The following is a 12421-nucleotide window of genomic DNA, read 5'->3' as shown; positions in this document are numbered from 1 at the left end:
TTATCTTTCCGGGGTCTGCGGTTCAAGACGGCCTGGAGGCCGTCCTGTGCGTAGCGTTTGCGATTCTCCTGGACGGTTTTGACACTGATAGAGAGGGTTCGGGCGATCTCGACGTCATTCTGCGCGGCACCCTGTTCGTTCGCCATCAACAAGAGACGGGCACGCACCACCGCCTGAACACTGCGGATGCCGGTGTGGACGAAGCGGTCGAGCTCAGCGTGCTCTTCGGGCGTCAACCGCACAGGAAAACGTTTCATGCCTCATGTTATCGGTGGATACTCACCCTAATCGGTTGACGCTGTACTAGGGGAAGAGCCGAATCAGATCAGCAGAACGGCCTCCCTCTCCTCCTCCCAGAACAATCCGGCCATCGGTTTGAACTGTCACGTCATCTAGCGACAAACCCTGCAGATTGAACCGAACCCGTCCTGCCGAACCAAAGCTGGTATCGGGGCGCCCATCGGCCTGCAACCGCACCACATCCCTCGACACAGGTGTGCCGTCATCAGGGAAGATCAGGAGGACGCGGCCATCCGTCTGCACCGCCGCCGCTTTCACTGTAAAGAGTCCATCAAAGTTAACGCTTCCAGAGGTGCCAAAGGTTTGATCCAGGTTTCCGCTACTGCTGTAGCGCGTCATCGTACCCCGGATGTACGGGGAGACCACGACCCCCCCAGTCACGATCAGATGTCCAGTCGGGCTCAACCCTACATCGGTCATTTCGACAGGTAGACCCTGAGGACGAGAAGTCAACCAACCGTCTCTCCCGAAGCTGGAATCCAGTTGACCACCGGGTAAGAAACGGGTGAGGTGAAACGAGGTGTCAGGGAAGCTTGGCCCCGCAGTAGCACCAACGATGAGCTTGCCGTCGGGCTGAATCAATGTCTTTTCAATGCGGTAGCCTTCTCCGGGGTTCAGGCCCACATCGGCCACCACTCTGCCGGAACTACCGTATGTCAGATCTGGTAGGCCACTGGCCTGAAAGCGCCGCACCACCAATCGGAGAGCGCCGCCTGTGATTTCAGAAATACCGGCAGTGAGAAACCGTCCATCTGATTGCACAGCGAGGTGATACTCACTTGCGGAGAGCGTCAGGGTGCCGTTCCCCTGTCCTCCAAAGCTCAGGTCAGGCAGGCCACTGGGCAAAAGCCGCTCCACGAACCCTTGGTTGAGGCCTCGCCGGATGCCAGAAAAGAGCACGTGCCCGGTGGGTTGAGTCTCTAGATCAAAGATCTGAGAGGGCGGCCCGATGGGGCGGGCAAATCCCCCCTGCCCAAAGGTCAGATCCAGCGCTCCAGTGGCGTTGTAACGGTACACACTGAAGCCAGTTTGAGTGATGAGTTGGCCGCTGGGCAGGGAAATCAGTCCTGAAAAGCTTCGGTCGGCGTCAGCTGCCGGAGACACAACGGGTTGTTGTACGAAGCCGTCAGTATCAAAGCTGAGATCCAGGCTGCCTGGTGCGCCAGTTGGCGGCGTGGGGGGCAAGGTCACACATACCAGTTTGGGGTCGGCCCAGTCGGCATGGTCAAAACTGATGCCATTGCCTCCATCCGTGACCACCAAGCGGAGTTCTTTTCGACCGGCCACGCTGACACTGATGTGTTCCGTGGGACTGGTCGCCACCATCTGACTGCTCTGATATAGCTGGACACCATCCGCAAAAACTTGAAATTGGACACTGCCCCGGCTGCTGACTTCATCATCAATGCCAATATCGGCCGTGAAAGTCTGACATTGAGCGCCGTCTATTCCTTGAAGACTGAAGCGCATCTCGCTGCCCGCATGGACGCCGAATCCTTGGGCATACACCTTGCCGTTCAACGTCAACGGCTTCCCGTCGCCGGCCTGTTGTTCACCGTTGCTGCGGTTGCGCTCTACTGGACCCCAGCTGTTGCGAGCATAGGTCATGGTCTCGTACTGCAGGGTGTTGACGCCGGGCGTTAAGGACTGAGAGGTCAATCGCTGCATGCTCCAGGGATAGGTTTGCCCATTGGCGTAGGGGTCGGCGGCAACAGCGTGGTCAGGTTGAGCACAGCTGAACAAGACTAGGGGCAGCGTGAAGCCAGCGAGCACACGGGGCAAGCGGTTAGACATAACACTCCAGGCAAGCAGACAGAGGAAAAGGCCGGGGGGTAGATCGACCTGAGTGTGTCCTGAGTGATACCCCTGAAACATCTGGGAGGCATGAAGGCCGGCCTATAAACTTTTGGGGGGCCTTCTACAAGGCGTTGGCCCTGGCCGTGAACTTTCTCTATGACATTGCCCTCATCGCCGTCTCAGCTTCAGCTACCAAGCAGGAGCTTTTACGGTGACAGGCAGGTGAATCCTGTCTCATCAACCGGTGGAAGAGGGTAGTGACTCTACTGTCTGACGACCTTGCAGCACGCCAGGACCGCATCAGCCTCACCCGGGAACCATGTTCCAGCCTCCCACATCTCCGGTGTGGGAGCAGTTTCTGCTGATAGGGGGCCGCCGTCTGACGATCTTGAAGCCTAGACTTGAACTTCTTTGGAATGGCCCTGTTGAGGGCTGTGGCGACGGTCCCAGGGGTTGCAGTTGAGGCGTTCTCAGATCGCTGTAACAGGATCACGGCAAATATCACCCAAACCCATGACTTGGTCGGTGGGTCAGGCGCTGCTCCTCGTTCACCTCTTTGGTATGAGCGCGGGCGCGGGCAGCGTCATCCAGTGGCCTGGTTATGTCGTCTCACGTGACAGGAGCGAAGATTTCGGGCTTCATGGCCGTTGAAAAAATTGAAACAGGGTCTTCAAAGCCACAACAGCGGGTTGACCTGCACCATCAGCTTGTGCGGATTCACAGTGATGACAGGGTCTGTTTCTGGATCAATCCAACCCTTATTTATGAATGCGCTCTAAAAAATCCAAGGTGTAAGACCTCGGTGACGTGCTGGGGCCAGAATTATGGACAGACCTTTCTCTGATTCTGAACCGTCTTTCTTATGGCTGCCCCCCCCTCTGCCTCTCCGGATCCGGTTCTCCTTACGGTTAAAGGTGCTGGCGGCATTGGCGCTGGCGGGAATGGGGTTAATGTTGGTGGTGGCGGCGTTGTTGCCACGGCTGGTGCTGGCCCGTTTTGACCAGCAGGAAACGGCGCGTATGCGGCAGGACACTGAACGCGCCGCACAGGCGCTGGACAGCGAGCAAGAGAACCTGAGCACCTTTGTCCTCAACTGGTCCGTCTGGGACGACACCTACCGCTACGTTCAGCGTCCCACACATGAATATGAGCAGAACAATCTGACAGCTTCGTCTTTTGAGGCGGCAGCCGTCAATCTCTTCGTCTACTTCACGCCGCAGGGCCAGTTGGTCAGCGCCTGGTTCTATGATCTGAGCCGCCGACGGTTCGAACCCAGCGCGGCCCTTGGTGCTGAGATCGCACGTTCTTTTCCCTCTCTCCTGAGGTTCCGCACGCTGGAAGACGTGCAAAAGGGTCTGGTCACCCTTTCAGGAAATGCCTGGCTGCTCGCCGCACGCCCGATTGTCACCAGCGCGGGGGCTGGCCCGGCGGCAGGCACCATCGTCATGGGCAAACAGTTGACGCCGCTGCTGTTGGACACCCTCAAACGGGATTCCCGACTGACGCTTCAGGTGCAACCGGCCAGTGCAGATGCAAGGGCGGTGCCGCCCGGTTCAGGAGGGATCCTCGTCCAGCAGATCAACGAGCAGCGAATTGAAGGCCACCTGAACTTGCTGGATTTTCAGCAGCGCCCCAGTCTCACGTTGAAGGTCGGTTCAGACCGGGTGGACCATGCCAATGGACTGATCACCGCGCGGGTCATCCTCTGGACCGTGTTGGGAATGGTGCTGCTCTTTACTGCCTTGATCATGGCATTGGTCGAGGCCCTGATCCTGCGCCGCCTGACCCTCTACCGGCAGAGCGTACAGGTCTTGCAGGCCAGCGAGGACAAGGCCGCCCGGCTCCCGGTGTCAGGTCAGGATGAGCTGAGCGCCCTGGGAGACGCCCTCAACAGTTTGCTTGACCGTACAGATGAGCACCAGCAGCAACTGTTCCATCAAGCCTCGAGAGACGAGTTGACCGGCCTGCCCAATCGGCGGCGGTTTCGTGATCAGCTTTCGGGGATGTTGGAAGGCACGGCGGCGGTGGCGGTGGCCCTGATTGATCTCAATGGATTCAAGTCCATCAACGATACGCTTGGGCACGAGGTCGGAGACGAAATTCTGCGTGGTGTCGCTGACCGCTTTGCGGCTGGACTGGACAGGTCTGCAGAGGGAATGGTGGCCCGGCTGGGCGGGGACGAATTCGTGTTGCTGCTGGAAGTCCAGACCATGGAGGCGGCCCTGGAAAGTACGCAGGGGATACTCAACACGCTGGACTGTCCACTGCCTACCAGTGCAGGAGATCTGTTCGTCAGTGCCAGTGCTGGGGTCAGCCACTCGCCCCTGGGGGGAACTGCAAACGATGTCTCGGTCCTGCTCCGGCACGCAGACCTGGCCATGTACCACGCCAAAATTACAGGCCAGGCGGTCGAGCCCTACACCCCCCGTCTGTCTGACGAGGCCCAGCGGCGGGCCGCCATCGAACGGGATCTGCGAGGTGCTCTGGACCGGGGAGAGTTTTCTCTGGTCTATCAGCCGCTGGTCAATCTTCACTCTGGAGCAATGGTGGGCTGCGAGGCGCTGCTCCGGTGGCAGCGTCCTGGTCATGGCCCGGTTTCACCCGCACACTTTATTCCTGTGACCGAGGAAACGGGGTTGATCACAGAAATTGGGCGCTGGGTTCTGAACACGGCCTGTACGCAGGCTGCGCACTGGCACGCAGCGGGCCGGTCTCTGCGCGTCGCTGTGAACATCAGCGCCGTGCAGTTGCGGGACGGCACCCTGGTGGCTCAACTGGCCGACGGCCTGCGCGGCAGCGGCTTACCCTCCAGCCTTCTGGAAATAGAGGTGACGGAGACGGCCGTGATCGCCGACCTTGCTGCCGCGACCCGGCAACTGGCACAGGTGAGGGCGCTGGGCGTGACGGTGTCGCTGGACGACTTCGGCACAGGCTACGCCAGTCTGGAATTGGTCCGGAACTGCCGCTGGACAAATTAAAGCTTGACCGCTCATTCCTGAGGGGCGCAGACACCGATCCGCGCCGGCAGGTCATTTTGGCCTCGGTCATCCGTATGGCAGGCGAACTGGGGTTGCAGGTGGTGGCTGAGGGGGTCGAGACTCCCGAGCAGGCGGCGCTGCTGCGGGCATGGCAGTGCCATCTGGCTCAGGGCTTCCTCTATGCCAGACCGCTGACTTCCACTGCACTGTGGGACTTTGTCTATTCCTCTGTGCCGCAACCGCAACCAGAACGGTCGGCAGGGTAAACCTCTCCTCAGCTGCATCGTGGAATACGGCAGTTCAGAGGGGAGAGCGCCGGCACTTGCGCCGCGCAAGCTCCCCTGTGACTGGACCCATTTCATTGAAACGCAGCGGTGAAAACAACCATAGAATTTGGGCCTTCATTTATTGCTCCCTGATTGGTGGAATAAGCACAGGCATCATTTCTCGTCCTCTTTGAAAACGGGTGGGGTTCTGCCTGAGTAAGTTGTGGTCAATTGGACTGTGCTCTCGATTCTTGCCAGTAAACTACGGCTCTCTTGTCCTGCTGCCCTGACTTTTTCAATCCCTCCCTCAGCTCTGAAGATGTTCAAGGCTTTTCTGTTCATCCGGTCACTGTTCATTGCGAGCGTCACTCCCAAACCCTTTACTTCGTATTGCGGTTCCTTCCATCTGAGGTTTATTTGATGTGTGCGGGGCACGCCTTAGAGATCAACCCTCCTATAGTGAGCCGGTGACCTCTCTCGCCCCAGTTGTCACCCTGAAGGTCCTGGGTGCGCCTTCTCTCGCGGTGGCAGACCGGGTTCGGCTTCTGGAACGCAAGGCGGCGGGGGTGCTTGTGTACGTGTGCCTGGAGGGTCAGGTCACGCGGGAACGGTTGGCGGGCCTGCTGTGGCCCAATGTCCCGGACCGGTCCGCACGAACCAATCTGCGTCAGGTCCTCTGGCGGCTGCGTTCCTACGGGACAGAGCCGGTGGTGGGTGAGCGCCTGCTGACGCTGGCCGAGGACGTTCATTCGGACGCCCTGGAGTTCAGGCTGGCGGCGTTCGAGGGGCGCGATCTGGAACAACCGGCCTGGGAGGGCGAACTGCTGGCCGGGCAGGATTTCAGTGACTGCCCGGCATTCGAGGAGTGGTTGCTGGCCGAGCGCGAACGGCACCGCACGCTGCGCCGCGACGCTTTGTGGCAACGGTGCCGCGCGGATCAGGAGGCCGGAGACCTGGGCAGCGCCATGCAGCGTGCCGTGCGGCTGCTGAACATCGACCCCCTGTCTGAACCCGCGTACCGGTTGATCATGACCCTCCATGCGGGCAGGGGAGACCAGGCGGCGGCGCTGACGGCCTTCCGCACCTGCCGCGACACCCTGAAGCGGGAACTGGGGGTATCTCCGATGCCGGAAACGCTGGCGCTGGCTGACCGGATCGGGCGGGCCGGGCCGGGCGTCGCGGCGCAGGGTTCGCCCAGTGGGCCGGTGGCCTGGCGGCCTCCTCTGGCGGGCCGCGAAACGGAATGGGCACGGCTGAACGCGGCGCTGAACGCAGGGCAGGTGGTGATGGTGAGCGGTCCGCCGGGCATGGGCAAGACGCGGCTGCTGCAAGACGTGTTGCGTGCGCGGGGCGCGGTGCTGTGCCTGGAGTCGCGTCCGAACGATGAAGCGGTGCCCTATCTGGCGCTGGGACGGCTGGTGCGTCGGCTGCTTCAGGTGCACCATGACGCTGCCTTGTCAGGTCCAGTGGCTGTGCCTGAGCCTCTGGAAGACTGGGTCCGGGTGGAGGCCGCCCACCTGCTACCAGACCTGTGGCCCGGAGGCCCGAGGCCGGGACTGCTGGACTCGGCGGCAGCTCTGCGCCGCTTTCTGGAAGCGATGACCCGCCTGATCACCTCCCTGCTGCCGTTGGCGCTGGCGTTGCAGCCGGGCGGCGCGGGCGCGGCAGGCAGCCTGATGTTCGACGACGATCAGTGGACAGATGAGCGCAGCTGGGAAGCGTGGATGTTCATCTTTTCGCAGCCCGAGTGGCGGAGGCTGGGCGTGCAGGTGGGCATCACCTTCCGGCAGGGTGAACTCTCGTTCGCGCGTCTGGAAACCATCGAGCGGCTGGTGGAGGGAGCCGCTGCCCTGACCATCGATCTCCAGCCCCTCCCCGAAGCTGGAGTGCAGGCGCTGACCGCCGCGTTCCTGGCACACCGGGCCACGGAGGCCGACTCGGTGGGATCAGCCGCCAGACCAGCAGAAGCATCAGTGGTCAGCGCCCTGTGGCGGCACACCGGAGGGAACCCGCTGTTCGTGCTGGAAACCCTGCGCAGCCTGATGGACGCTGGAGGACTTGAGACGCCCACAGACGCGTTGCCGATCCCGCCGCAACTCGAACCCCTGTTGCGCCGCCGCCTGGAGCGCGTTTCGGATTCGGCGCTCCGGCTGGCCCGTGTGGCCGCTGTGGCCGGTTCGGAGTTCGACGCGGAACTGGCGGCGCACGTGATGAACCTTCACCCCCTCGATCTGGTGCAGCCCTGGGCCGAACTGGAGGCGGCCCAGATCATGAGCGGCCCGAGTTTCGCGCATGACCTGATCGCGCAGGCGGCCCGCCGGAGTGTGCCCCTGCCGGTGCGGGCGCTGCTGCACGCCAGCGTCGCGGCACATCTTCAGGGCCGGGCCGAATCTCACCCCAGGGCCGCCGTGCCCGAGCACCTGGCGCTCCACTGGGAGGCCGCCGGGCAGCCGTTCAACGCCTCGCCGCACTGGGTCAGGGCCGGTTGGATGGCGCTGGGCCGGGGGGCCTGGCTGGACGCTGCCGGGGATTTCCGGCGGGCCATGATGACCGGGAATCCAGCGCACAGCAGCGTCCTGGACGCGCAGTACGGCCTGGGAATGGCCCTGCGCGGCTCTGACCCCGCTGGATCGGAACAGGCGCTGCTGGCGACGCTGCTGCGTACTCCGGGTCTCCACCGGGAAATCGAGATCCACGCCGCTCTGGCCGAACTGTACCGGCTATGTGGACGGCTGGAAGAGGCCCGGACCCGGATCGTGCGGGCCACCGAACTGGCGCGTGACCGCCTCCCGGAGCTGGAGCAGGCGGAGCTGTGGCGCATCCGCTTCGCAGTTCATCTGCGGGCGGGCCAGTACGCAGAAGCCGAAGAGGCGATTCTGAGGGCGCAGGCGCTGGCACCGGGGCGCACCGAGATCGTGAACGAGCACGCGCTGCTGCTCTGGGTGGGTGGCCGCTTGGTAGAGGCGGCCCAGTTGTACGAGGCGTTCCAGCCCACCGCCACCCCCGGCAGTCCTCCCTCCGACCCTGTCTGGTACGCTGGAAATCTGGGCTGGACCTACTGGGCGCTGGGGCGGCTCGCGCAGGCCGAGGCGATTCTGGCCCCCCCGCTGAGTCCCTCAAGCTCTCCGTTTGATGTGGGGGTGCGGCGGGTTCATCAGGCCACCGTGTCAATCAGTCAGGGCCGCTACCGCAAGGCGCTGCTCGAACTGGAAGCAGCGGAGCCAGCGTTGGGCGCGTACCCGCCGCATCTGGTGGACCTGTGGCACCGGCGCGGCCTGCTGACCCTGTATGCCGGACGCTACGAGGAGGCCTCGGGACTGCTGCTGCGGGCCGTCAATGCTGCCCAGAACATCAACGATCCCGTGCGGCTCTCACTGGCCCTCAGTGGCCTCGTATCGGCACAGGCGCTCTCGGGTCAGCGGGCCGAGGCGGAGCGGTGGGGCCAGCGCGTTCAGGAACTGTCGGTTCATGTTCAGGTGCCCCTGACGCAGGTGGTTGCGTACCAGGCGCTGGTGCTGGTCGCCACTCTGGGCGGCAGGCATACGGAGGCGACAGCTCTGGCAGACGAGGCGGTGCGGCAGGCCCGTGCGTGCCAGATGAGTGAACTGCTGGCGCGGAGCCTGCTCCTGCGGGCCACGCGGCGCGGGGCGGCACACGCCGAGGCTGACCTGCTGGAAGCCGCGCACCTGGCCCAGAGCGGCGGCATGCTGGACGTGCACTACCAGGTGGCGCGTGCCCTGTCGGTCATGGACGCGGCATGGGGCCAACAGGCAACTGACCTGTACGGGCAACTGCTGTCCCAGGCACCTTCAGGATTTCTGAAGGCGATTACTGCCCCCCCTGACGGCATAACGCTTCAATAACGCGGGAGGCTCTAGCGTGCTTACGTGAGATTCCCATGTCTTTCTTGAAGACCTCTTTAGGTCTGTTCTTCGGCCCGGCCGGAGAGCGGCAATGACACTGGCTGGCCGCCCTCTCGCTGCCGCACTTTTACAGAGCCCGCTATCCGCACCGCGTTTTTCCGGTTCGCCAATAGTCAGAACTGCGTTTTGTGCTGTGTCAGACGCACTCTGCCCGAATCCCACTGTCCTGAGATTCGACCGGAATACGTCTGTAAAGCGGCGTGGTCTGTGAGGGGCACTTCAGGTAGAGCCTTGCCCACCCTCTGCGCAACATGTGCAGGCTCTGGAGTGGGGGCCGGGCATGACAGAGTCCGGTGGGGAATCATTCCGCTGGCTCTGGCCATGGGCCTGGGCAGCTCAGCCCACGCAGAGGGAAACATTCAGGTGCGCTTTTACAGCGCCCCGCCGCCTCTGGGGTGGCTGGACGGCGTGAGCGTTTCGGGCCATTACCAGACCCCGCAGGGCGCTGGCCCCAACGCGACTCTGGACCTGAGTGCCGAACGCAACCTCGTCACTTTCGGCGTGCGCTACAGCCGTCCGCGCCATATTTTTCAGGCCACGGGCCGCCGCAGCGCCGACCTCCCTGCCGGGCGCACGGACACCAGCGCCACCCTGGTCTACACCTACGTGCCGCCGGCTCCAGCCGAGGGCGTCGCCCTGACCTCGACCACCGTTTTATACGCGCTGTCGGCCAGTGAATCTCCCAGTTTCGGATACCGCAGCCACACGGTCAGTCTGGGAAGTGGGCTGCGGCTCAGCCGGGAGCTGAACGCCAGCGCTACAGCCACGGCCACCGCTGTTCAACTGCCTGTGCAGGATGTGGTGCTGTGGAGCGGCAGCCTGGGCGGGTCGCTGGCGTATGCCAAGGGGGGCACCACCGCTTACCTTGCCCCCGGTCTCAGCCTGCAAAACGGGGAAGCCCGCTGGAATGTGAGCGGCGGCGCCACGGCGAGGCTCAGACCTGACCTGACGACCACCGCCACCGCTTCCTGGGCGGCTGGGAGCCTACCCAGCGCCAGTGCCGCACTGACCTACGCGACCGGGCCCTGGCAACTGCGAACCAATGCGGCCACCAGCGGTACCCAACTTGCTGTGGGGGTCGGCGCACGCCTGGCGATTTCTGAACGCCTGAACGTCGGTGCGGGCGTCTCGCTGATTCCGGCCACGCGAACACCGGTCTACAGCGCCGACCTCAGCACCCAGGCTGGCGGCCTGCGCTTTGGAGTCAGCGCCAGCCTGACCGCTCCCCCCGATACCTCGCCCACCGTCAGCGCCCAGGCATCCCTCAACGGGCAGCAGCGTCCCTGGCAGGGAGGGCTGAACCTCTCCTATACCCGCGCTCCCAACAGCACTTCCGGCTCGGCCACCGGCACCCTGAATTACGCCGCCGGAGCCTTTGGCGCGGAGTTGGGGCTGGGTCTGAATCTACAAAGTGCGCTTGGCGCCCCCACCAACCTCACTGGCCGGGCAGACCTGACCCTGAACTACGCCGTCGCTCCGCGTCTGGACGTCAGTACCAGTGCCCGTTACGAACGGTCGGTGGCCGCCACTGCTCCCGCCAGCTACCGCTACGGCGTGGGCCTGCGCTACCGCTTTCCCGACAAGGAGTCCCGATGACCTTCACCCATTCTGCGCCTCTCCCGTTTCTGCGGCGAGCGGCGTTTTCCGGTCAGTGGTGGCTTGCGCTGCTGCTGTTCGTGCTGCCCGGTCTGGCCTCGGCGCAGGCATATACCCCACCCGGTACCGTCTCCTACGTGCCCACCGTTCAGGCTGGAACGCCCTTCACCATCAGCTTTAACGGCATTCCCGCAGACGCCCAGTACACCCTGTGCTGGGAAGGCGAAAACCTCAGCGGTCCCTGCGACACTTTCGGCAACCCCGGCGGACAGACCCCGGTTGTCGTTCTGACGCACGTCTACCTGGTGCCCGGTCGCCCCTTTCCGATCATCAGCGAGGTGCAGCCCAATGCCAACCGGAATGCCCAGATTCTGGCGGAAGTGACGGTCACTTCACCCCCACCTGTGCTGACGCTCACGCCTGCCAACGCTTCTCTGCAGCAGCCGGTGGTGGCCGACGCCAGACCCCTCGACCCCAACCTGACCTACACCCTGGATTGGGGCGACGGCCTGACCGACACCATCACCGGTGTGACAGAAGTACGCAACGAGCATTTCTACAGTCGGGCGGACACGTACGTCGTCACGCTCTCGGCCACTGAAATTACCCCGGTCATTGCGACGGTCAGGGTTGCGGCCCCTGTTCCCACCCTCAGCGCAACCGCCAACGGCCTGAGCGCCACCCTGAACCTGGGCAACCTTGTCGGTGACTATCAGTACAGCATCGACTGGGGAGACGGCAGTACCGAAACCCTGACTGCCCAGGGCGATCCCAACGTGCAACTCGTTCACCCTTACCTCCAGCCGGGAACCTACACCATTCAGGTCACCCCGAGGAACAGCCCACCTGCGACGACCACCGTCACCGTCGCGCTTCCTCCTCCGATTGTCACGGCCACGGCGAACGTCCTGACCGCCACCCTGAACCTCGGAAACCTTGTCCAGAACTCGACCTACAGCGTCAACTGGGGCGACAGCGCCACAGAGCCTCTAACGGCCAGCGATGTCACGGCACAGCTGACGCACACCTACAGCCAACCCGGTACGTTCACCATTCAGGTGATTCCACAGGGCGGCATTCCAGTGACCACCACCGTGACCCTGACCGTGCCGGGCGCTCTGCTGTCCGTGCTGCCCGCCAGTGCCCCGATTCGTCAGACCGTGACGGCCAACCTGTCCGAACTCAGCTCCACTCTGATCTACACGCTGGATTGGGGCGATAACACCACCGATACCATCACAGGCACAGCGACCAGCCAGAAGACGCATGTGTACGCTCAGCCCGGCACCTACACCGTCACATTGACTTCCTCTGCGACCACTCCAGCTACAGCCACCGTAACGACGACCGTGCCCGCTCCAACCGCCACGGCCACTTCCAATGTCCTGACGGCCACGCTGAATTTGAGCAACCTGCTGACTGGCTATGCCTACAGCGTCGCTTGGGGCGATGGAACGACGGAAGCCCTGACGCCAACGGCAGTGACCGCGCAACTGACCCACACCTACACCCAGCCGGGAAGCTTCACGGTTCAGGTCACGCCACAGGGCAGCACTCCGGT

At 63.2% G+C, this 12421-nt stretch carries 5 protein-coding genes and 1 pseudogene; 4 read left to right on the top strand and 2 right to left on the bottom strand.

Annotation, left to right across the window (positions count from 1 at the left end; all coding sequences use genetic code 11):
* Positions 1-257, bottom strand: a 257-nt coding sequence (locus F561_RS0105275; protein ID WP_019008907.1) for a helix-turn-helix domain-containing protein, incomplete at its 3' end; no start/stop codon positions are given.
* A 46-nt stretch (positions 258-303) separates the two neighbouring features.
* Positions 304-2094, bottom strand: a complete 1791-nt coding sequence (locus F561_RS27085) for an NPCBM/NEW2 domain-containing protein (protein ID WP_019008906.1) — start codon at positions 2092-2094, stop codon at positions 304-306.
* Between the two features lie 827 nt (positions 2095-2921).
* Between F561_RS27085 and F561_RS27080 the strand changes: the two are divergent.
* From F561_RS27080 to F561_RS29455, 4 genes and pseudogenes are all read left to right on the top strand, one after another.
* A pseudogene (locus F561_RS27080) lies at positions 2922-5341 on the top strand (putative bifunctional diguanylate cyclase/phosphodiesterase).
* Between the two features lie 467 nt (positions 5342-5808).
* Positions 5809-9204 carry an ATP-binding protein gene (locus F561_RS24835; protein WP_019008903.1) on the top strand — a complete coding sequence of 1132 codons (3396 nt, stop codon included), beginning with the start codon at positions 5809-5811 and terminating at the stop codon, positions 9202-9204.
* 381 nt (positions 9205-9585) lie between these two features.
* A complete protein-coding gene (locus tag F561_RS0105255) occupies positions 9586-10860 on the top strand; it encodes a hypothetical protein (protein WP_157451587.1) in 1275 nt (424 codons plus the stop codon).
* On the top strand, positions 10857-12421 hold a 1565-nt coding region (locus F561_RS29455; RefSeq protein ID WP_040379905.1), incomplete at its 3' end, for a PKD domain-containing protein. The genes F561_RS0105255 and F561_RS29455, both read left to right, overlap by 4 nt.

This window comes from Deinococcus aquatilis DSM 23025, from assembly GCF_000378445.1.
GTDB classification, from domain to species: domain Bacteria; phylum Deinococcota; class Deinococci; order Deinococcales; family Deinococcaceae; genus Deinococcus; species Deinococcus aquatilis.
This window is presented reverse-complemented; position numbering and strand designations above follow the sequence as displayed.

Bases quoted from the DNA above. Each gene is read 5' to 3' on its own strand.
- F561_RS27085 (WP_019008906.1), bottom strand. From the start codon at position 2,094: ATGTCTAACCGCTTGCCCCGTGTGCTCGCTGGCTTCACGCTGCCCCTA.
- F561_RS0105255 (WP_157451587.1), top strand. From the start codon at position 9,586: ATGGGCCTGGGCAGCTCAGCCCACGCAGAGGGAAACATTCAGGTGCGC.